Annotated in this window: 20 protein-coding genes and 4 tRNA genes; 9 read left to right on the forward strand and 15 right to left on the reverse strand. The window is 33.6% G+C overall.

Annotated features, from left to right (window positions below):
* Positions 1-2: 2 nt before the first annotated feature.
* Genes rplW through J7K39_08835 form a run of 7 tightly spaced genes read right to left on the reverse strand, consistent with a single transcriptional unit; the run spans position 3 to position 4,918 of the window.
* Entirely contained in the window at positions 3-296 is a 294-nt protein-coding gene (gene rplW, locus J7K39_08805; protein ID MCD6179991.1) for a 50S ribosomal protein L23, read from the reverse strand.
* Between the two features lie 30 nt (positions 297-326).
* Positions 327-950, reverse strand: a complete 624-nt coding sequence (rplD, locus tag J7K39_08810) for a 50S ribosomal protein L4 (GenBank protein MCD6179992.1) — start codon at positions 948-950, stop codon at positions 327-329.
* Entirely contained in the window at positions 941-1,564 is a 624-nt protein-coding gene (gene rplC / locus J7K39_08815; protein ID MCD6179993.1) for a 50S ribosomal protein L3, read from the reverse strand. Before rplC ends, rplD begins: the two co-directional genes overlap by 10 nt.
* Before the next feature lie 22 nt (positions 1,565-1,586).
* Complete coding sequence (gene rpsJ / locus J7K39_08820; protein ID MCD6179994.1) at positions 1,587-1,892, reverse strand: 30S ribosomal protein S10; 306 nt, start codon at positions 1,890-1,892, stop codon at positions 1,587-1,589.
* A 40-nt stretch (positions 1,893-1,932) separates the two neighbouring features.
* A complete protein-coding gene (gene fusA, locus J7K39_08825; protein ID MCD6179995.1) occupies positions 1,933-4,017 on the reverse strand; it encodes an elongation factor G in 2,085 nt (694 codons plus the stop codon).
* 31 nt (positions 4,018-4,048) lie between these two features.
* The gene (rpsG, locus tag J7K39_08830; protein ID MCD6179996.1) at positions 4,049-4,522 is read right to left on the reverse strand and encodes a 30S ribosomal protein S7; all 474 of its coding nucleotides are present in this window, start codon (positions 4,520-4,522) and stop codon (positions 4,049-4,051) included.
* Between the two features lie 15 nt (positions 4,523-4,537).
* Positions 4,538-4,918, reverse strand: a complete 381-nt coding sequence (locus J7K39_08835; GenBank protein ID MCD6179997.1) for a 30S ribosomal protein S12 — start codon at positions 4,916-4,918, stop codon at positions 4,538-4,540.
* A 375-nt stretch (positions 4,919-5,293) separates the two neighbouring features.
* On the opposite strand from J7K39_08835, the gene J7K39_08840 reads away from it, so the two are divergent.
* Positions 5,294-6,448, forward strand: a complete 1,155-nt coding sequence (locus tag J7K39_08840) for a glycosyltransferase (protein ID MCD6179998.1) — start codon at positions 5,294-5,296, stop codon at positions 6,446-6,448.
* 40 nt (positions 6,449-6,488) lie between these two features.
* Positions 6,489-7,403 carry a DMT family transporter gene (locus J7K39_08845; GenBank protein ID MCD6179999.1) on the forward strand — a complete coding sequence of 305 codons (915 nt, stop codon included), beginning with the start codon at positions 6,489-6,491 and terminating at the stop codon, positions 7,401-7,403.
* Positions 7,404-7,752: 349 nt separating this feature from the next.
* Here the strand turns inward: J7K39_08845 and J7K39_08850 are convergent.
* The 3 genes from J7K39_08850 to J7K39_08860 all read right to left on the reverse strand — a co-directional run bounded on the left by J7K39_08850 (position 7,753) and on the right by J7K39_08860 (position 8,255).
* Positions 7,753-7,825, reverse strand: a tRNA-Gly gene (locus J7K39_08850).
* Between the two features lie 266 nt (positions 7,826-8,091).
* A tRNA-Tyr gene (locus J7K39_08855) sits at positions 8,092-8,173 on the reverse strand.
* Between the two features lie 8 nt (positions 8,174-8,181).
* Positions 8,182-8,255 (reverse strand) — tRNA-Thr (locus tag J7K39_08860).
* A 352-nt stretch (positions 8,256-8,607) separates the two neighbouring features.
* Here J7K39_08860 and J7K39_08865 point away from each other — a divergent pair.
* The 6 genes from J7K39_08865 (at position 8,608) to J7K39_08890 (ending at position 15,578) form a co-directional block, all read left to right on the forward strand.
* The gene (locus tag J7K39_08865; protein MCD6180000.1) at positions 8,608-9,285 is read left to right on the forward strand and encodes a hypothetical protein; all 678 of its coding nucleotides are present in this window, start codon (positions 8,608-8,610) and stop codon (positions 9,283-9,285) included.
* An 8-nt stretch (positions 9,286-9,293) separates the two neighbouring features.
* Positions 9,294-9,866: a hypothetical protein gene (locus tag J7K39_08870; protein ID MCD6180001.1), complete on the forward strand. Its 573-nt coding sequence runs from the start codon at positions 9,294-9,296 to the stop codon at positions 9,864-9,866.
* Between the two features lie 64 nt (positions 9,867-9,930).
* Positions 9,931-10,755 carry a hypothetical protein gene (locus J7K39_08875; GenBank protein MCD6180002.1) on the forward strand — a complete coding sequence of 275 codons (825 nt, stop codon included), beginning with the start codon at positions 9,931-9,933 and terminating at the stop codon, positions 10,753-10,755.
* 1 nt (position 10,756) lies between these two features.
* Complete coding sequence (locus J7K39_08880; protein ID MCD6180003.1) at positions 10,757-13,441, forward strand: leucine-rich repeat domain-containing protein; 2,685 nt, start codon at positions 10,757-10,759, stop codon at positions 13,439-13,441.
* A gap of 193 nt (positions 13,442-13,634) precedes the next feature.
* Positions 13,635-13,973 carry a PadR family transcriptional regulator gene (locus tag J7K39_08885; GenBank protein MCD6180004.1) on the forward strand — a complete coding sequence of 113 codons (339 nt, stop codon included), beginning with the start codon at positions 13,635-13,637 and terminating at the stop codon, positions 13,971-13,973.
* Positions 13,974-13,988: 15 nt separating this feature from the next.
* The gene (locus J7K39_08890; GenBank protein ID MCD6180005.1) at positions 13,989-15,578 is read left to right on the forward strand and encodes a PspC domain-containing protein; all 1,590 of its coding nucleotides are present in this window, start codon (positions 13,989-13,991) and stop codon (positions 15,576-15,578) included.
* Between the two features lie 78 nt (positions 15,579-15,656).
* Here J7K39_08890 and J7K39_08895 read toward each other — a convergent pair whose 3' ends face one another.
* From J7K39_08895 to mce, 5 genes are all read right to left on the reverse strand, one after another.
* Positions 15,657-16,850, reverse strand: a complete 1,194-nt coding sequence (locus J7K39_08895) for a sodium ion-translocating decarboxylase subunit beta (GenBank protein ID MCD6180006.1) — start codon at positions 16,848-16,850, stop codon at positions 15,657-15,659.
* 139 nt (positions 16,851-16,989) lie between these two features.
* A complete protein-coding gene (locus J7K39_08900; GenBank protein ID MCD6180007.1) occupies positions 16,990-17,403 on the reverse strand; it encodes a biotin/lipoyl-binding protein in 414 nt (137 codons plus the stop codon).
* Between the two features lie 11 nt (positions 17,404-17,414).
* Positions 17,415-17,771 (reverse strand): OadG family protein, encoded by a 357-nt coding sequence (locus J7K39_08905; GenBank protein MCD6180008.1) that lies wholly within the window; start codon positions 17,769-17,771, stop codon positions 17,415-17,417.
* Between the two features lie 12 nt (positions 17,772-17,783).
* Entirely contained in the window at positions 17,784-19,340 is a 1,557-nt protein-coding gene (locus tag J7K39_08910; GenBank protein ID MCD6180009.1) for an acyl-CoA carboxylase subunit beta, read from the reverse strand.
* Positions 19,341-19,367: 27 nt separating this feature from the next.
* Positions 19,368-19,772: a methylmalonyl-CoA epimerase gene (gene mce / locus J7K39_08915; GenBank protein ID MCD6180010.1), complete on the reverse strand. Its 405-nt coding sequence runs from the start codon at positions 19,770-19,772 to the stop codon at positions 19,368-19,370.
* Positions 19,773-20,313: 541 nt separating this feature from the next.
* On the opposite strand from mce, the gene J7K39_08920 reads away from it, so the two are divergent.
* Positions 20,314-20,385 (forward strand) — tRNA-Arg (locus J7K39_08920).
* Position 20,386: the final 1 nt, after the last annotated feature.

The following is a 20,386-nucleotide window of genomic DNA, read 5'->3' on the forward strand; positions in this document are numbered from 1 at the left end:
ATCTAAATATTGCTATAAAAATCAATTGTTTCACCTTCGGCTAATGTTACAATAGCCTTTTTAACTGCCTTTGTTTTTCCAGAGATAACTCCACCTTTGGTATTACGTGATTTTGTTTTACCATTATAATTCATGGTGTTAACATCAATCACTTCTTTACCATAGATCTCTTTAACAGCATTTTTAATCTGAATTTTATTGGCAAATTTCTCTACCAAAAAACCATAACGATTAGGCATCTTTTCAGATACCGCTGTCATTTTCTCTGTAATTATCGGCTTAATAATAATACCCATATTTGTAAGCTTTTCTATTTGCTTCTCGTATTAAGCTAATTTATCAAAAGTAGCTAAGCCACTTTCTACAATCAACATTTTTTTAGCGTCTAAAATATCGTAAGTATTTAAATCTAAAACACTTATAACTTTAATGCCAGCTAAATTTCGAGTCGACAAATGTACGTTTTTATTTATATCATTCAACACTAAAAGTGTCTTATCATTATCTAATTTCAAATTACTCAGCAACTCAACCATATTTTTGGTTTTAGCTGATTCAAAACTGAAGTCTTCTACAACATAAATAGCATCTTCTTTAGCTTTATACGATAAAGCTGATAGACGAGCTATTTTTTTCAATTTTTTATTTAATTTAAAATGATAATCTCTAGGGTGAGGTCCAAAAGCACGTGCACCGCCTCTAAAAATAGGAGACTTGATATCACCCGCACGGGCAGTACCAGTTCCTTTTTGACGTTTAATCTTGCGAGTACTTCCAGAAAGATCACTACGTTCTTTTGAACTGTGTGTTCCTTGTCTATGGTTAGCCATAAACTGTTTCACAGCTAAATAGATAGCATGATCATTAGGCTCAACACCAAATACAGAGTCGTTTAAAACAACTTTCTTTCCTGTATCTTTACCGCTTATATTTAAAACTGCTATTTCCATCTCTCAATAATTACATATGAACCTTTGGCACCGGGCACAGATCCTTTAACAACTAATAAATTTTTCTCGGCATCTATTTTCAATACCTGAAGGTTAATCATTTTTGTTCTTTCGCCTCCCATTCTACCTGCCATACGCATACCTTTAAATACACGCGATGGATAAGAAGAAGCACCTAAAGAACCTGGAGCTCTTAAACGATTATGCTGTCCGTGTGTTGCATCATTAACACCACGGAAATTATAACGTTTTACAACACCCTGAAAACCTTTACCTTTAGAGGTTCCTACTACATCTACGTATTCGCCCTCTTTAAATACATCAACAGTTACTATATCGCCGAATTTCTTACGCTCTTCAAAACGAGTAAATTCTACTAATACTCTTTGAGGATTAATCTTGGCTTTTTCGAAATGACCACGCAACGCTTTTGTTGTATGCTTTAAATTCTTTTCGTCATAGCCAAGTTGAATAGCCTCATAACCATCTACGGCGAGGGTTCTAACTTGGGTAACCACACAGGGGCCAGCTTCAATAACAGTACAAGGAATATTTTTCCCGTCTTCTGTAAATATGCTGGTCATCCCAACTTTTTTTCCTATAATTCCTGACATTTCTTAAAAAGTCTTTTAAAAATTAAACTTTAATCTCGACTTCAACTCCACTTGGCAACTCCAACTTCATTAAAGAATCTATAGTTTTTGAATTTGAACTATAAATATCTAATAGTCTTTTGTAGGAGTTCAACTGAAATTGCTCTCTTGCTTTTTTGTTCACAAATGTTGATTTGTTAACTGTATAAATTCTAGTATGTGTTGGTAATGGAATTGGTCCATTAACAATTGCACCTGTAGCTTTTACAGTCTTAACAATTTTCTCTGCAGAGTTATCAACAAGATTGTGATCGTACGATTTCAATTTGATTCTAATCCTTTGACTCACGTTTTTAAATTTTATTATTTATACTCTATCGTTGATTCTATTATTTTCCTTCTATTACTTCTTCGCAAACCGACTGTGGGGCTTCACTAAAATGAGAAAACTCCATAGAGGAGGATGCTCTACCTGAAGATAATGTACGTAGCACTGTAACGTATCCAAACATTTCGCGCAACGGTACTATTGCTTTTATAATTTGCGCTCCAGCTTTAGCTTCCATACCTTCAACCATACCTCTACGACGGTTCAAGTCTCCGGTAATATCACCCATATAATCATCGGGAGTAGTAACTTCAACTTTCATAATTGGTTCAAGAAGTACCGGTTTACATTTTGCAGCGGTAGCTTTAAAACCAAGTTTAGCAGCTAATTCAAAAGAAAGTTGATCGGAATCAACTCCGTGAAAAGATCCATCCAACAATGTAATTTTCATACTATCTATAGAATAGCCTGCCAATACACCATTTGTCATTGCTCCTTCAAATCCTTTTTGAACTGCTGGAATAAACTCTTTTGGAATATTTCCACCTTTAACTTTATCTATAAATTGTAATCCATCAACACCCTTGTCTGCAGGACCGATTTCAAAAATAATATCAGCAAATTTACCACGTCCACCGGATTGTTTTTTATAAACTTCGCGGTGTTTAACGGTAGCAGTAAGTGCTTCTTTATAAGAAACCATTGGGCGACCTTGATTACACTCTACTTTAAATTCGCGTTTTAGTCTATCAACTAAAATATCCAAATGAAGTTCACCCATACCACTAATAATGGTTTGACCTGTATTTTCATCTGTACGAACTTTAAATGTAGGATCTTCTTCAGCTAATTTTTGTAATCCAACACCCAATTTATCCATGTCTTTTTGAGTTTTAGGCTCAATAGATACATTGATAACTGGATCAGGGAAAGTCATTTGCTCTAAAATAATTGGAGCATCTAAGTCTGTGAGAGTATCGCCCGTACGTATAGTTTTAAATCCAACAGCAGCACCAATATCACCACAGGTAATTTCATCAAGGGGCTCTTGCTTATTAGCATGCATTTGCATGATACGAGAAATACGTTCTTTTTTTCCGGTACCTGTGTTTAAAATATAAGAACCTGCTTTTAACTTGCCGCTATAAACACGAAAAAAAGCTATACGACCAACAAAAGGATCTGTAGCAATTTTAAAAGCTAAAGCAGAAAATTTATCATCTACAGAAACTTCTCTAATTTCTTCTTCTTCGGTATTTGGGTTAATACCGGTTACGGCAGGTAAGTCTAAAGGACTTGGCAAATAATCTATAACTGCATTCAATAGCATTTGAACACCTTTATTTTTAAATGCAGTGCCACACATTACCGGAGTAATACGTAATTCGATAGTTGCTTTCCTAATAGCTTCAGTAATCTCGTCTATAGTCAAAGACTCAGGATCTTCCATGAATTTCTCGAGAAGTTCATCGCTTTCTTCAGCAACACCCTCAAATAATTGCATTCTGTAATCTTCAACAATATCTGTTAAATCTTCAGGAATAGGAATTTCACGAATTACGACTCCATCAGAACCCTCATCCCAAACAAATGCTTTATTTTGAATTAAATCTACAACCCCTTGAAAACCTCCTTCAGCACCTATAGGTACTTGAATTGGAACAGGGTTTGCATGTAATTTTTCTTTAATCTGTGTTACGACATCAAAAAAGTCGGCACCTGTACGATCCATTTTATTAACGAATGCTATACGAGGTACATTATAGTTATTAGCTTGACGCCAAACAGTTTCTGATTGAGGCTCAACACCACCAACGGCACAAAACAACGCAACAGCACCATCCAAAACACGTAACGAACGCTCTACTTCAACAGTAAAGTCAACGTGACCGGGAGTGTCAATAATATTAATTTTGTATTTTTGGTCATTACGAGTCCAATGAACAGTTGTAGCAGCAGATGTAATAGTAATCCCTCTTTCTTGCTCCTGTACCATCCAATCCATTGTTGCAGCTCCATCGTGAACCTCTCCAATTTTGTAGCTCCTACCTGTATAGTACAAAATACGCTCAGTAGTCGTGGTTTTACCCGCGTCTATGTGCGCCATTATGCCTATATTTCTTCTATGTTCTAGTTTATCAGACATCTCCAATTCTTATAATATGTGAAACAAACGACTACCTAAATCGGAAGTGCGAAAAGGCTTTGTTTGCTTCGGCCATACGGTGAGTATCTTCTTTCTTTTTAAAGGCAGAACCTTCTTCTTTATATGCAGCTAAGATTTCACCGGCTAGCTTATGACTCATTGTTTTTTCGTGACGCTTACGTGCGGCACCTATCAACGCTTTCATTCCTATTGATTGCTTACGTGCTGGACGAATTTCAGTAGGAATTTGGAAAGTTGCACCTCCAATTCTACGACTTCTTACCTCAACACCAGGAGTAACATTTGTTAATGCTTTTTTGAAAACATCCAAGCTATTTTCTTCACTTAACTTTTCTTCAACAACAGTAAGTGCTTCATAAAAAATCTCATATGAAAGATTTTTTTTGCCTGAAAACATCATATTATTTACAAACTTCGTTACCAAAACATCGCTGAATTTTGGATCTGGAAGAATGATTCTCTTTTTTGGTTTCGATTTTCTCATCTCTTAACTGTATTATTATTTTTTCTGCTTTGGACGCTTTGTTCCATACTTAGATCTACGTTGCGTACGTCCGTCGACACCTGAAGTATCTAACGCACCTCGAACGATATGATAACGAACACCAGGTAAATCTTTTACTCTACCCCCTCTAACCAAAACAATAGAGTGTTCTTGTAAGTTGTGTCCTTCTCCACCAATGTATGCATTTACTTCATTTCCATTGGTTAAACGAACTCTAGCTACCTTACGCATAGCAGAATTAGGTTTCTTGGGTGTTGTTGTATAAACCCTTAAACATACACCACGTCTCTGAGGACAAGAATCCAAAGCACGAGATTTGCTTTTGTAAACCAATTTCTTGCGCCCTTTACGTACTAATTGTTGTATTGTTGGCATAAATTTATTTATTATTTTTCTATTGTTGTCTTAAACCCGTATTTTTTCGGACTGCAAAAGTATAAATAATTATTTAAAAAACAATCCATTCTTGAAAAAATTAACCAAATGAATTCAACAATTAAGCGGCTTTGTTTTTCAACAAACTACATCATTTGTTAAATAGTTGTTTTTCAAGCTAAAGGAATAAAATTATTAACAGTTTTATGCAATCCTTAATTTTTACAAAACAGGCGCAAAGATAAATCTTTTCTTAAAATCTCAAAACATAAAAATACAGTCTCTTAAACAACCAAAATCTGACATACAAATATTGATAGATTTAAAAGTATAAAAAGAGCTGTTTTCAAGATAAAGATTAAGTTTGTATTGAAAATGAACAACACATTAAAACATATTCTATTTATTCCTCGTTGGTATCCTCATAAATTTGATCCAATGTTCGGGCTTTTTGTGAAAAAACACGCAGAAGCCGTTGCCAAACTCAATAGAGTTAGTGTTCTTTATGTTCAAGGAGTATCTACTTATGAAAAAATCGACAGAAAACAAACTACCGAAACTCATAATCTTTTCACACAAATATATTACTACCGAAACTCAAATTGCAAAATATGGAATATATTGCGTTTTTGGTACTACTTAATAGTAGGGTTTCTAAAGATTAAGAAAGCAAAAGGGAAACCTAATCTTGTGCATGTTCATATATTAACACGCTTGGGTATTTTTGCTCTACTTATAAAAAGCATTTACAACACTCCTTATATTATAACAGAGCATTGGTCAAGATATTTACCGGTTACAGGATCTTATAAAGGCTGGAGTCGAAAATTATTAACTAAACTAGTTGTTAAAAAAGCCTCAGCCGTTCTTCCAGTTAGCAAAACTTTATCGCAAGCAATGCAATCTCAAGGTTTGAATAATCAGAATTATCATATTGTCCCTAATGTTATTGAAGACATTTTCTTTCAACCCATTAAAAATAAAGAAAAAAACCAGACTACAATATTTCTTCATGTGAGTACTTTTGAAGATAAATCAAAAAATATTAGCGGAATACTGAGGGTTATCAAACAATTATCAGAAAAGAAGTTTGATTTTGAATTTTGGTTTGTAGGTGACGGCATTGACTTTAAAGCAATGAAGAATTACGCAAAAGCCCTTTCCATTCCTGAGAATATTATTCGTTTTTATGGTGTAGTAGAAGGAGAAAAACTAGCAGAAAAATACCATAAAGCAGATTATCTGGTAATGTTCAGTAATTATGAGACTTTTCTTATAGTATTTTTTGAAGCTATGGCTTGCGGATTAGCTGTAATCACCACCAAAGTCGGTGAACTTGCCCAATACAGCAATGAATCAAACGGTTTTTTGATAGAACCCGGAAACGAAAAGCAATTAAAATCTACTTTAGAAAATGTATTAGTTAACAAACCTTATTTTAATCCATTAGAGATAAAAAAAGTCAGTATTGGGTACGACTCTGCGAGCATCAGTAAAAGATTAGACAATATTTATAACAATTGTATATAATACCGTAGCTCACGACAAAGTATTCGTATTTTTGTCGCCAATGAAATTAAAAATATCAAATAGAGTTAAAGGCTATCTCTTCGCATTTATTGCTGTAATAGCCGTTTCCAATGTGTACATCTTTAGCAAAGCTGCTTTAAACGAAGTTAGTATGGCTCAATTTGGCACATATTGGTTTGCTTTTGGTTTTCTTTGGAATATATTATTTACTATTCAACAAAAAAAAATCCCGACAATAAAGACTTTTAGCAAAAATCAATTTTTACTACTTTTTACTTTAGGAATTTTAGAAATTGGCGGCACAAGCTTTTTCTTTTTGGCTATACACACCGTTCCTAATCCTGCTGTAGTTTCATTTATCGGAAATATTAATCCTGTTTTTGTAGCTATATTAGGATTTATCTTTTTAAGAGAAAAATTTAATATTCCAGAATTAATAGGTATGTCGTTAGCTCTATTAGGTGCATTTATTATTAGTTATCGGGGAGGAAATATTTTTAAAAACATTTTTATTGAAGGAACGGATTATATAATCATTTCCGGATTTATTTATTCTTTCAGCACCATTATCGCCAAGAAAAACATTCATAGAATTGGCCCGACTATTATGTCGCTAAATAGAACTTTGCATTTGGCTTTATTCTCTATTGCCGTACTTTGGTATTCAGGTCAATCTATTCATATTTCATCAAATACTCTTTTAAATATTATTATAGGATCAACTTTAGGCCCATTTTTAGCTTCCTTGGCAGGATATCAAGCTTTACGATATATCGAAGCCGGTAGAGCAAGCGTATTGGGAAGTTCTAAAGGATTATTTGTCCTTATTGGAGCTTTCTTTTATTTTGGCACACTTCCGCAAGCGCATCAAATTTGGGGTGGTTTGATTAGTATTTTGGGTGTAGTATTAATTTCGATGGGGAAAGTATGGTCTTCAAAAAAAACCAAACATTGATTTTTAGAAATAAGTTTATGCCGGAATGTGTTCTTAATCCAAAACAACTAGGATATACCATAAAAAACCCTTCGGAAAAAATCTAAAAACTTTCTTGAGCGAGAAACGAGGCTTCCGTCAGCTGACAGACCACCTATAGCTTGAATTAATTAACCAACAATCTACAAAAACCTACTGCTCTAAAAACCAAAAAAGCCTCCAAATTTCTTTGAAGGCTTCTTGAGCGGGAGACGAGGCTTCCGTCAGCTGACGGACCACCTAAAGCCAAAACCCCAAAAACTATAAAACCAAAATAATGAAATGCTTGAAAAATAAAAAGACCTCCAAGAAAAATCTTGAAGGTCTTTTGAGCGGGAGACGAGGCTCGAACTCGCCACCTAAAGCTTGGAAGGCTTTCGCTCTACCAAATGAGCTACTCCCGCTGAATATTATTTTTTGTAGGGAGAGGAGGATTACTCGCTACGCTCGTGAGACTCCGTGTTCGAACTTCCGAAGACTTAATGAGTCACAAACAAATCTGTTTCTCTTCTTTCCCTTTCGCATTAAATACAAGAACTTTTTTGTGGGGAGAGGAGGATTACTCGCTACGCTCGTGAGACTCCGTGTTCGAACTTCCAAAGACTTAATGAGTCACAAACAAATCTGTTTCTCTTCTTTCCCTTTCGCATTAAATACAAGAACTTTTTTGTGGGGAGAGGAGGATTCGAACCTCCGAAGGCTTAGCCAACAGATTTACAGTCTGCCCCGTTTGACCGCTCTGGAATCTCCCCAAAAAAAGAGCCGATGGAGGGATTCGAACCCCCGACCAGCTGATTACAAATCAGCTGCTCTGACCAACTGAGCTACATCGGCAATGCTAAGAACTTTTTTTATTCAAGCCGTGCAAAAGTAGATAAGATTTTTAAATACGCAAGCGTTTTAAGATAAAAAAAATATTTTCCATTAAAATAACTTTTAAAGTTAAAAAACAACGTCCTAATAAGCTTTACAGCCTGTTAAAAATTATTAATTAGATTCTACTTATTCGTATAAATTTAATAAAATCACTTACTTTTGTGCTTTCAAGCTGTAAAGCATAGTTTAAAAAAAAGAGTAAAGCTACTTACTCTAAAAAAACGACTATCTTTATTGTTTGAATTACAATAGTTTTACTTATCAAATACTGATAGATAAAATATCTTATAAACTGGAGAAATTAATTAAAATGAAAAAACACGAAATTCAATTAAAGTACTTCCATTGGAGTAAACTTATTGCATTAGTTCTTGTTTTTACTGTTGCTCTTGGAGGAAGCTCATGTAAAAGCAAGAAAAAAATTGCAGCTGAAAAAGCAGCTATCGAATTAGCAAATCAAATTGCACAAGCAAAAGCAAGCTTAACAGATTTACTGCGCAATGATAATCCTAAAACTTATGAGGAAAAGATTGCCGAACTAAAAAGAATTAAGGATATGCAATTACGCGATCCTGAAGTAGAACAACTTATAGACCAAGTTGAAACTAAACTATCTGCTGAATATCAAGAGATATTACGTAAACAAAAAGAAGAAAAAAAGCGACAAGAATTAGAGGCTCAGCGGCTAAAAAAGCAAGCTGAGATTGATAATATAAACGCTCATTTCATAAATATTGCACAAGCCGCAAATGCAGCAGAAGCAAATGTTCGTATACATCAAACTTTAACTTATTATGCTTCACCAGAAGTTCCTGTTTTATTAATAATTAATATTTATGGCGACAATCAAAAAGATTATGACAAACCAACAACTATTGATCATTACCTAAACTATCTGAAAGACGTTAAAAAATACGATCGTCAAATCGAAAGCATTAAGTTTGACGAGAATCATAAAATTATTGAAATAGAATTAATCAAGAAATAAAGCAGGTCATGAAATTAAAATTTATCATACTTACTATCATTGGACTTTTCAGCTTTAGCTCTTTTGCACAAGAAGAAATTAGTCCTGAACGTAAACAAGCTATCGATTCTTTAGCTTTAGAAAAAGTTAAAGATTTAAGTAAATATATCAGTATTATTGGGAATAAAGAGACTAGCTTTTCTGAAGCTAATCGTGTTATTGAACGGACTTTAGAGCTTTTTGCCAATAATAGTCAGATTGGCGTTTCTTCTCTTTACAGAAAAGAAGTAAAATATTATCCCGTTAGAAAATATTTAAATCGCCTAATGGCATTAAACTACGATCAAGTAAATATTAAATGGTATAACATACAATATATTAGCGATTTAGAACGCCAGCCCGACGGAACTTACGTAGGTGTAATTACTATCTATCAACGTTTTGAAGGATTAAAAGGCGACGATTTAAAATATGTTGATACAACAAAAAAAGATATTACAGTTTACGTTAAGCGTAAAGAAACCCAAATTGGAGGTAGAACTATCGGGTTCTGGGATGTTATGTTAGGCGATATTCGTGTAGCAGAAACAAGCAAAAACTAATTACCTTTTAAGCCCATACTTAAAATTATATATTTAGGTATGGGCAAATTTTAATTCCCACAAAATGAAAATAAGGCTGTTTTTATTCCTTTTCATTATAAGTAGTTTTGGAACTTTAAAGTCACAAATTGTTGATGATGTTTTAGGTGACGAGGGAATGTTTTATGCCGAAACCAAACAAGTAAACCAATTCTTCCGTAGATTTAATAATGAAGAAGGACTTGATGGCGTACGCTATTATAAACGCGATAAAGAATATCGTAATCCTAAAACTCGCGAAAAGTACTTAAACATGCTTTTCGATAATAAAAATACTGCTCTTACCTCAAACCTTCGTGATGCATTTAAAGCAGATATATTAGCCGATAGTAATCTTTTTTTAAACTTTCATTCCGGAGGTTGGTTCGCCGAAGTAAAAACACTTTTTTCCTATAAGGGAGAAGACAAAACCGTTACTTTTTTCTTAGAATTAGAGCAAGAAAATATGGGCTATAAATGGGTTATAACCAATGTTTATTTTGAGCCTTTTTCCGAAATATTAGTCGATAAAAAATCCGACGTAAGTAAGTTTCTACATCCTATGAGTCATGAAATTGACTTTATGAATCTGATAAAAGTATTTAACGATAAAAAATATATTGAAAATTATACGATAAAAACATTTCAACCCGATTTCTTAACTTTGTTTTTATATGAATTTAAGCAAGGCTATTTCGAGTTTAAATATGTTGAAAATTTAAAATTTCACTTTTTCCAAATACCGGGATGGTATTTTGAGATTGAACAATTTGTCCGTGCCGATTACAATAGCGGATGGTTAATTTCAAAACTTACAAAAATAAGTGAAGAAGAAAAATCGATACTTTTAAAATACATTTATCACAATTAAAATGAGGAAATTATTCGTTTTCTTGGGTGTACTTTTAACATTAAATACCTTTGGCCAAGGGCTAAGCAGGGACGAGATTGCCGATTTTAAAGTTGAAGGCGAAGAACTTATTAACTACTTAGAATTTACTTTAAATGCTATTGGAGATAACGAGCTTTCGCCCAAAGAAAAAGATATTATCATTAGCGAATCCTTTCTTAAAATGTTTCGTGATGACAAAGTGCAAGTTGAAGATGATTTGGATGCAAGTAGAGAAACAGTCACAAACAAAGATGTTCAGGCCTACCTTAAAGATGTGGATTTCTTTTTTAAAACCGCCCATTTTACTTTTAATATACTTTCCATAGATGTTCAAATTGATGAAAACAACAAGCCCTTTCTTCTATGTAATATTTTACGAACTTTAGATGCGATAGATATCAAAGGAGATAGTATTTCTAACGACCAGCAACGCTTTGTGGAAATAGAATTAGATAGTGACAGAAGAGATTTGAAAATTGCCAGTATTTACACAACCAAGCTCAACGAAAATGAAGAAAATATTCGTTGGTGGAATCTCCTCTCCCAAACTTGGAAAGATATTTTAGGAACACGTGCTGTTGTCTCGGATTCTATATCTTTTTCCGATATTATGATAGTAGACAAAAACTATTTTATTCTGAAACCTACAGCATCAGAGACTCCCGAATTAAGTAATGATACTTTATCCTTTTTAGATACCGAGAAAGATACTACAGCATACGCTCCCATTTATACTTACGACACTATTTGGCTAAATGATTCTATCCAAATTAAGCAAAAAGAATCGGTGTTTAAAGCTTTAAACAAAATATTAGAAATTAGTGATTTAAATCTTTCGGGGAATTCTGAAATTACCGAGTTAGAGCCAATAAGCAAATTGAGCAATTTGCGAACTTTAGATATTTCTTTTACACAAGTACAAGATATTTACCCGCTCCGAAATTTAACCAAATTACACACTCTAAACTGCGCCAATACTTTTATCAAGTCTGTTGATCCTTTAATCTATTCTATGGAACTGGCTATATTAAACTTATCTAATTCCGGCATTTCCAACATAGAACCTCTTTCAAATCTCAGTAATTTAAGAATACTCGATATTTCAAATACAGAAATTGATAATTTAAAAGCCGGTCTTGGAATGCTATCTTTAGAAGATTTAAAAATGCGTAATACACTTGTTACGGATTTAGCACCATTAAACTCACTTTTAACACTTAACTATCTTGACATTAGCGATAATGAACAGATAGAATCTCTTGAAGATTTACAACAACTTAGTCAATTAAAAGTACTGTACTGTAATAATACGACTGTTAATAATTTAGAGCCCTTATCTACATTAGAAAAACTGGAAACCCTCTATTGTGAGAACACAGAAATTATCAGCCTTGAAGGCTTAGGATTGCTAGCAAACCTTAAAAAAGTATATTGTGATAACAGCCTGCTTGGACGTCAAAAAGCTATAAAATTTATGAAGGAGCACCCTAATATTTTAGTTGTATACGAAAGTAAACAATTGCAAATGTGGTGGGATGAATTACCTGAAAGATGGAAGACTATTTTTGCAAATATTGCAGAACTGGATTCTATTCCAACAAAAGAACAATTACACAAAATAACTACCATTAAGGAGATTAATATTGCCGGAGATAACTTAATAAAAAGCCTATTGCCTTTAGAGAAGCTGAAAAACTTACAAAATCTAAATGCTTCCAATACCCCAATCAGTAGCTTAGATGGAATTGGCGAAGCAAGAGAAATGCGTATACTAAACTTTTCAAATACTAAAGTACAACATCTTTACTCCATTGAAAGTTTAAATCTAATTGAAGAATTAGATTTGTCTTCTTGTTTAGTAAAAGATTTAAGTCCGCTTAATAAATTAGTTAATCTTAAACACCTTTCTATTGATAATACAGAAGCAAACAATCTAAAAGCCTTAGAAAAATTACAAAACCTACGTTATTTAAGTGCCGATAACACAAAAATCGATACGCAACAGTTTGAAGACTTTATTGAGCTTAAGAAAGACATCCTTCTTATTTATCAAAGCAAAGAATTAATTAGCTGGTGGACTAATTTATCACCTTCGTGGAAAGCCATCTTTACAGATCATATGCATTGGACACAAAAGCCAAACGTAGAGAGCCTTCATAAACTAATCCAAATAAGATCATTAGAAATAAAAGAAAACAGATTGGTTAACAGTCTATCACCTCTTGCTAAACTAAAACACCTTAGAAAAATAAAAATTAACGACACCAAAATAACCGATGTGTCTCCAATAAAAAATCTTTCTTATTTAAGAGAAGTTGATTTTTCCAGAAATCCAATTGGTGAGTTGAGCTCTCTGCAATACCTTACAAATTTGGAGTTTATTTACCTAAACAATACTCCTATCAATAATTTAGAATGGCTAATAGGCTTGTCGCAACTTAAGGTATTAGATATCTCCGGAACAGAAATTAAGAATCTGAAAGAACTAAATAACGTTATACATTTAGAAAAACTAATTGCTTATAATACCAAAATTAGTAACATTAAACCTTTGGAAGGTTTACCCGATTTAATTCTATTAAAGATATACAACTCCAGAGTATCTGCTAAAAAAATTGCTAGTTTCAAACAAAAGAATCCTAAATGTGCTATAGATTTTTATTAAAATTTACCTCTAACAAGCTAAATTTGATATAAATTCCCCAAAAATTATTTATTTTACAGCTGTATCTATTTGCTTTTCAGATACTTATAAATAAATATTATTTTTATTCTATTATTATATATATTTCACTACTTTGTATTGCATAGTACTATAATTTTTATATATATTTGCCAAATCATTACAAACAAAAACAATGAGTAAGGAAAAAACCGTATCCAATAGTATTGGAACTCAAATGCGAAAAGGCGTATTAGAGCTCTGTACTTTATCTATAATTTCAAAGAAAGATGCTTATGCGTCAGATATAATTGATACGCTAAAAGCGTCTGACTTAATTGTAGTTGAAGGAACCCTCTACCCTATGCTTACACGCTTAAAAAACGAAGGTCTACTCAGTTACCGATGGGAAGAATCTACTTCCGGTCCACCAAGAAAATATTATCAATTAACCACTGACGGAAAAGAAACGCTAAATAAATTAAAACAATCTTGGGAAGACCTAAACAAAACCGTAAACCAAATCATTCATTAAAAAAAACAGTCACAGATGAAAAAGACATTTTCTATAAACATAAACGGATTGCTTTTTAATATAGATGAAGACGCATTCGAGAAATTAAACAATTATCTAAAAACGCTGAAAAAGCATTTTAAAAATACAGAAGGCGGCGACGATATTGTAATGGATATTGAAGCCAGAATAGCCGAAATCCTAAAAACACGTATTAAAGACATACAACAAATAGTAACTCTTAAAGATGTTGAATTCATCATTGAAACTTTGGGTCAGCCTTTTGAGATGGATGAAGAAAGTGAAAGAAGTTCACCAAAAAGGCATAAACGAATATATTCTAACAAACGTATTTTCCGTGACCCCGACAATCAAATTTTTGGTGGTGTAGCCTCGGGATTAGCAGCCTATTTTAACATCGATCTTGTTATTATCCGTCTAATTTTTGTTTTAACAATATTAATTGGTGGCGTTGGCATTATTGTATATTTAACACTCTGGATTCTAACTCCATACGCCTCAACAACGGCTGAAAAAATAGAGATGGAAGGCGAAACAGTAGATATAAAAACCATTGAAAAGAAAGTTAGAGAAGAGTTGGAATCTCTAAAAAACAGATTTCAGGATTTTTCAAATGAGGCTGGCGATGTTATGAAAAAAAAAAAGAAGGACTCGATCAGTGGATTAAATCAGTTCGGTCATTTTCTCATTAATATTTTAAGAATTTTTTTCAGAATCTTAGCCATTCTCTTTGGTATTATATTTCTTATTGTTGGCATAGCATTAAGTATGGTATTTGCAGCCACTTATTTGGGATTAACACCTGCCATACAATTCGAGGAATTTAGTGTTGAAGCCATTTCATTTCCGGCATTTCTAAACAGTTATATAATAACTACTCCTTATGAGTTAATTTTAAATATCGCCTTATTCTTAGTGCTTTTTATTCCTGTAGTAGGTTTAATATTCAGTGGGATTCGTTTAATTTTTAATCTTGGTCGTCAGAAAATATTTGGGATTAGCGCAGTAATTTTATGGGTGCTTGCCATTATGGTAGCCTTCACTCTTTCAGTAAAAACAATTGAAGAGTTTAAAACCGAAAGTAAGCAAATTGTAGTAAACACTATGGATTCAATCCGAAGCGACACTTTAAACCTTAGCGTTTACAACTTAAAATATTATAAAGAACTAGAACAGAAATCATTAGGTTCAATTTATTTTGAAGATGATAAACTAATGTTTTGCTCGGATGATATCTTTTACGGCAATTCGGGGCTTACTTTCAGCAAAGCCGATAATGAAGACTTTGAGTTAGTAATTCGTACAAGTGTAAGGGGGGAAAATATCGAAGCTGCAAAAGAGCGACTAAAAAGCACTAAATACCATTTTAAAATAGATGGAAATAATCTGGAAATAGATCCTTATTTCACTTTAAGATTAAATGAAAAATGGCGCGATCAAGAAGTAACTTTCGAGATAAAAGTTCCTGAAGGGAAAACACTTTTCATCGATAGAGAAGCGAGGAATTATTTCCAATGGCACTATTGGCATCACAGTCGCAGGAGCATGTCAGGAAAATACTGGATAATGACTGACGATGGTTTAGAAGAAGCGGTAACAAACTAAAATCTAAAAAAACGCTACGAGGGCTCAAGAACGCTACGAGGGTTTAAAACCCTCGTAGCGTTGAGCATAACATCTCTTTTAGGATAAGAAACTCAGCAAAATACCTGCCGCAACGGCACTTCCAATCACTCCACTTACATTAGGTGCCATAGCATGCATTAATAAATGGTTTGAAGGATCATATTTTAAACCCTCGTTCTGAACTACACGAGCACTGTCAGGAACGGCAGAAACACCCGCAGCTCCAACTAAAGGATTAATTTTATTATTATCCGAAAGGAAAAGATTCATTGCTTTAGCAAATAATACTCCACCGGCAGTAGCAATTACAAACGATGCGGCACCAAGACCAAAAATCATCAACGATGTGTCTTTTAAAAACACTGTCGCTTGCGTACTTGCACCTACTGTTATGCCCAATAAAATAGTAACAATATCTATTAGGGAATTACGTGCAGTATCGGCAAGACGTTTGGTAAAACCACTCTCTTTTAATAAATTCCCAAAGAAGAGCATTCCTAAAAGCGGAATAGAACTTGGCGAAATAAAACCGGTAAGTAAAAAACCTATTATTGGAAACATTATTTTTTCAATCTTTGGCACCATACGAGGTGGTTTCATCCTAATCAAACGTTCTTTTTTACTTGTTAACAAGCGCATTATGGGAGGCTGAATAACAGGAACTAAAGCCATATATGAATATGCTGCAATAGCTATTGGTCCAATGAGATTTAAAACTCGTTTTCCTTCATAAAAATTAAGTCCATTTGCCAATTTAGACGAAAGAAATATTGCTGTTGGACCATCAGCACCACCAATAATACCAATAGCACCAGCTTCCGGAGGAGCAAATCCCAAAACCAAAGCACCAATAAATGTAAGAAAGATACCTACTTGTGCTGCGGCTCCTAAAAGCATAAGCTTAGGATTTGATATAAGAGAAGAGAAATCTGTCATAGCTCCTATTCCTAAAAATATTAAAGGTGGATATATTCCATATTTAACACCGAAATACAAATAATTAAGCACGCTCCCCTCTTCATAAATACCTAATTTTAAGCCCGCACCTTCTGCAAAAGGTATATTTCCAATTAAAACTCCAAATCCGATAGGAATAAGCAGAAGTGGTTCATAGTCGAATTTTATGGCCAGAAAAATAAATCCAATACCAATAAATATCATAACTATATGCCCTATTGTAACATGTTCAAAACCTGAATATCCAACAAATCTTGTGATACCCTCAAGAGCAACATCAAAAATATTACCCATATCTTTATCAACTGCGGTTTCAACTTGCGTTACTGTTTTCTCATTAACTTTCGACTCACTCCCAAAAGAAAAGAAAGAGGAAGCAAAGCTTATAACAGCAATGGCACCTATAATTGTTAGTAAACGTCTAAATTGCATCTTAATGTATTTCTAATAAAAGTTCTCCCTGTAAAATACTATCACCGGCATGAACACGAATATTCTTTACTATTCCATTTTTTTCAGCCAATACTTTATTTTCCATCTTCATAGCTTCATAAATAAGTAAGGTATCTCCTTTTTTCACTTCAGATCCTTCACTAACCATAAGCGACATAATAGTTCCCGGCAACGGACAATTTATTTTAAAAGCTCCAGACTCAACTTTTGGTAATGCTTTATGAGTCTTAACAGCCGAGCGCATCAACTTGGGAGTTTTAATGGTTTTCACTTCTTGTTCCAATTCCACCTTATAGCAACTTCCGTTAACCTCTACTTTAACCGACTTACCATCTACATCCTTTATCTCTACATTATAGTTGTTGCCGTGAATATTAAATTTGAATTTTTTCATTTTATGCAGGTTTATTTTGTCAACGGTTGTCTCATTCCATATATCTTAGAACTCCAAGGAGAATACTTTCTTGACACCTCTTTAATAGTTATTTTACCACTTTCGGTATCGTGCTGCTCATTTAAATACAAATATAACGCAGCTGTAATTGCAGCACTCGCTTCACCGGTAAGCGGTTTCTGATTACATTCTTCATCACCGACTTTAACTGCCTTTCTTATATAATGCTTAGTAAAAAATTCAAGTATTTTAGGGATTAAAGTATAGATAAAAAATAAAAATAATAAAGCTAACAAAACTATTAAGTAGCCGATTATACTGAGACTTATTGCAAAATTCCAATTTATTGTAAGAGAAATTAAATTCATATCAACAGAATTTTATAAAGGTATATTTCCATGTTTCTTAGGCGGATTTGTTTGTTTCTTGGTAGCAAGAGTACTAAATGCCCTAATAACTCTAAAGCGAGTATTTCTAGGCTCTATAATATCATCGATATAACCATATCGAGCAGCTTCGTACGGATTTGCAAATAAACCGGTATATTCTTTTTCTTTTTCAGTTACAAATTTTAAGGCTTCTTCTTGCGTCATAGATGCCAATTTTTTTCCTTCTAGAACTTCAACTGCTCCCTTAGCTCCCATAACTGCAATTTCTGCTGTAGGCCAAGCATAATTATAATCTCCTCTCAATTGTTTACAACTCATCACATCGTGTGCGCCACCATACGATTTACGCAAGGTAACAGTAACTTTAGGTACCGTAGCCTCACCATAAGCAAATAACAATTTTGCACCATGAGAAATAATACCATTATGCTCTTGTTTACTTCCTGGAAGAAAACCAGGAACATCAACTAAAGTAAGAATTGGTATATTAAAAGCATCACAAAAACGAACAAAACGAGCAGCTTTTCGTGAAGCATTTATATCTAAAACCCCTGCTAAATAATTAGGTTGATTAGCAACAATTCCTGTAGGCATGCCATTAAATTTAGCAAATCCCGTAATAATATTCTTTGCCCATCTACGTTGCGATTCCAAAAACTCCTGATTATCAACCAAGGTATAGATAACATCTTTCATATCGTAAGGCTGATTTGGGCTTTCAGGAATAATTTCATTTAAACTATCCTCTATTCTGTCTATGGGATCGTCGCAAACGGTTTGAATTGGATCTTCTAAATTATTCTGAGGTAAATATTCAATCATTTTCCTAATGATTAATATTCCTTCATCTTCATCATCCGCCCTAAAATGCGACACTCCGGATTTTGAGGAATGAACATTTGCACCACCCAAATCCTCTGTAGAAATATCTTCTCCGGTAACTGTTTTTGTAACCCCCGGACCTGTAACAAACATATTACTGGTTTGATCGCTCATAATTACAAAATCGGTTAATGCCGGAGAATATACAGCACCGCCGGCACAAGGTCCAAAAATGGCCGATATTTGTGGAATAACCCCACTTGCTAAAATATTACGTTGAAAGATTTCAGCATATCCCGCAAGGCTATTCACGCCTTCCTGAATACGAGCTCCACCACTATCGTTAATACCAATTAGAGGAGCACCAACAAGCATGGCTTGATCCATAATTTTGCAAATTTTCTTTGCATAAGACTCCGATAGAGAACCTCCAAAAACAGTAAAATCCTGTGCGTAAAGAAAAACTACTCTACCATCTATTGTTCCGTGACCTGTAATTACACCATCTCCAAGAAAATGTTTCTTATCCATCCCGAAATTCGTATTCCGATGGGTTACAAACATATCAAACTCTTCAAAGCTACCTTCATCAAGCAGCAAATCAATGCGCTCGCGTGCAGTGTATTTACCTTTTTTGTGCTGAGAATCTATACGCTTTTCACCGCCACCAAGAGCAGCTTTTTCACGCATAGCAATTAATTTGTTAATCTTTGATTGAATCTGCATTATAATTATTTTAAACTAGCTAAAAGTCTATTTTTCCGCACAAAATTCTGTAAGCACTCCTCCTGTTGATTTTGGATGCAAAAAACCAATTTGTAAATCTTCTGCACCTTTCCGAGGCTGCTTATCAATAAGTTTTACTCCATTTCTTTCAACCTCTCGCAAAGATTCCTCTACATTATCCACAGCAAAAGCGATGTGATGTACACCTTGTCCTTTCTTCTCAATAAACCTTCCAATAGGACCTTCTACATCTGTAGATTCCAGCAACTCAATTTTGATATCTCCTATTTTAAAAAACGCCGTTCTTACTTTCTGATCTTCAACCTCTTCAATAGCATAACATTTAAGACCTAAAATATCTTCATAATACTTTATACTCTCTTCTAAGTTTTCAACTGCAATTCCAATATGTTCAATAGATTTTACTTTCATAAATGCAATTTTTATATATAATCGTTATCAAAAACAGACCGCTGTTTTTTATTTCACAAAGGTAATATTTATTGTTATTTAAAAAACAACACTATTGTCATTTATTCAAAATTAACGTTTTTGAAACAACAAGCCTGAAATCAAAAAAATATTTTCTTTTTTACTAAGATACATAATTATATCTATATTTTTCATTTCTTTGCGCATTATTTAAAACCATTCTAAATTATTATGAAAGATAAAAAAACCTGTATAAATATTTGTCGCCCAATTCTAAAGGTATTTGCTTGGATGCAAACGAAGAAAAATCGCATGTTTTAGAAAAAATTAGTCAGAGACGAAACGATACTGAAGATTACTATGGTGGTTTTGCTTTTTAAAATGGATTTGAGCTAAAACCTTCTCTTAAATACCATAGTATAGAGATTAAGCCAACTCATTTTCCCTTATAATTATAAATTTATATTTCTTTTTCCCATTTTTAAATATTTTGCATCTAATAAGGTTCTTTATAAAAAAGGCTTAAATTTGCGCGTTTGTTGCCCCCATAGTTCAAGGGATAGAACAAGTGTTTCCTAAACACTAGATACAAGTTCGAGTCTTGTTGGGGGTAC

The sequence above is a fragment of the Bacteroidales bacterium genome (genome assembly GCA_021157585.1).
Classification (GTDB): domain Bacteria; phylum Bacteroidota; class Bacteroidia; order Bacteroidales; family UBA12170; genus UBA12170.

Coding starts and splice junctions, on each gene's coding strand:
- J7K39_08875 (MCD6180002.1), top strand. CDS start 9,931: ATGAAAATAAGGCTGTTTTTATTCCTTTTCATTATAAGTAGTTTTGGA.
- mce (MCD6180010.1), bottom strand. CDS start 19,772: ATGAAAGTAAAATCTATTGAACATATTGGAATTGCAGTTGAAAACTTA.
- rpsG (MCD6179996.1), bottom strand. CDS start 4,522: ATGAGAAAATCGAAACCAAAAAAGAGAATCATTCTTCCAGATCCAAAA.
- rplD (MCD6179992.1), bottom strand. CDS start 950: ATGGAAATAGCAGTTTTAAATATAAGCGGTAAAGATACAGGAAAGAAA.
- rplW (MCD6179991.1), bottom strand. CDS start 296: ATGGGTATTATTATTAAGCCGATAATTACAGAGAAAATGACAGCGGTA.
- J7K39_08880 (MCD6180003.1), top strand. CDS start 10,757: ATGAGGAAATTATTCGTTTTCTTGGGTGTACTTTTAACATTAAATACC.
- J7K39_08885 (MCD6180004.1), top strand. CDS start 13,635: ATGAGTAAGGAAAAAACCGTATCCAATAGTATTGGAACTCAAATGCGA.
- rplC (MCD6179993.1), bottom strand. CDS start 1,564: ATGTCAGGAATTATAGGAAAAAAAGTTGGGATGACCAGCATATTTACA.
- J7K39_08890 (MCD6180005.1), top strand. CDS start 13,989: ATGAAAAAGACATTTTCTATAAACATAAACGGATTGCTTTTTAATATA.
- fusA (MCD6179995.1), bottom strand. CDS start 4,017: ATGTCTGATAAACTAGAACATAGAAGAAATATAGGCATAATGGCGCAC.
- J7K39_08840 (MCD6179998.1), top strand. CDS start 5,294: ATGAACAACACATTAAAACATATTCTATTTATTCCTCGTTGGTATCCT.
- J7K39_08835 (MCD6179997.1), bottom strand. CDS start 4,918: ATGCCAACAATACAACAATTAGTACGTAAAGGGCGCAAGAAATTGGTT.
- J7K39_08905 (MCD6180008.1), bottom strand. CDS start 17,771: ATGAATTTAATTTCTCTTACAATAAATTGGAATTTTGCAATAAGTCTC.
- J7K39_08900 (MCD6180007.1), bottom strand. CDS start 17,403: ATGAAAAAATTCAAATTTAATATTCACGGCAACAACTATAATGTAGAG.
- J7K39_08845 (MCD6179999.1), top strand. CDS start 6,489: ATGAAATTAAAAATATCAAATAGAGTTAAAGGCTATCTCTTCGCATTT.
- J7K39_08895 (MCD6180006.1), bottom strand. CDS start 16,850: ATGGGTAATATTTTTGATGTTGCTCTTGAGGGTATCACAAGATTTGTT.
- J7K39_08870 (MCD6180001.1), top strand. CDS start 9,294: ATGAAATTAAAATTTATCATACTTACTATCATTGGACTTTTCAGCTTT.
- J7K39_08865 (MCD6180000.1), top strand. CDS start 8,608: ATGAAAAAACACGAAATTCAATTAAAGTACTTCCATTGGAGTAAACTT.
- J7K39_08910 (MCD6180009.1), bottom strand. CDS start 19,340: ATGCAGATTCAATCAAAGATTAACAAATTAATTGCTATGCGTGAAAAA.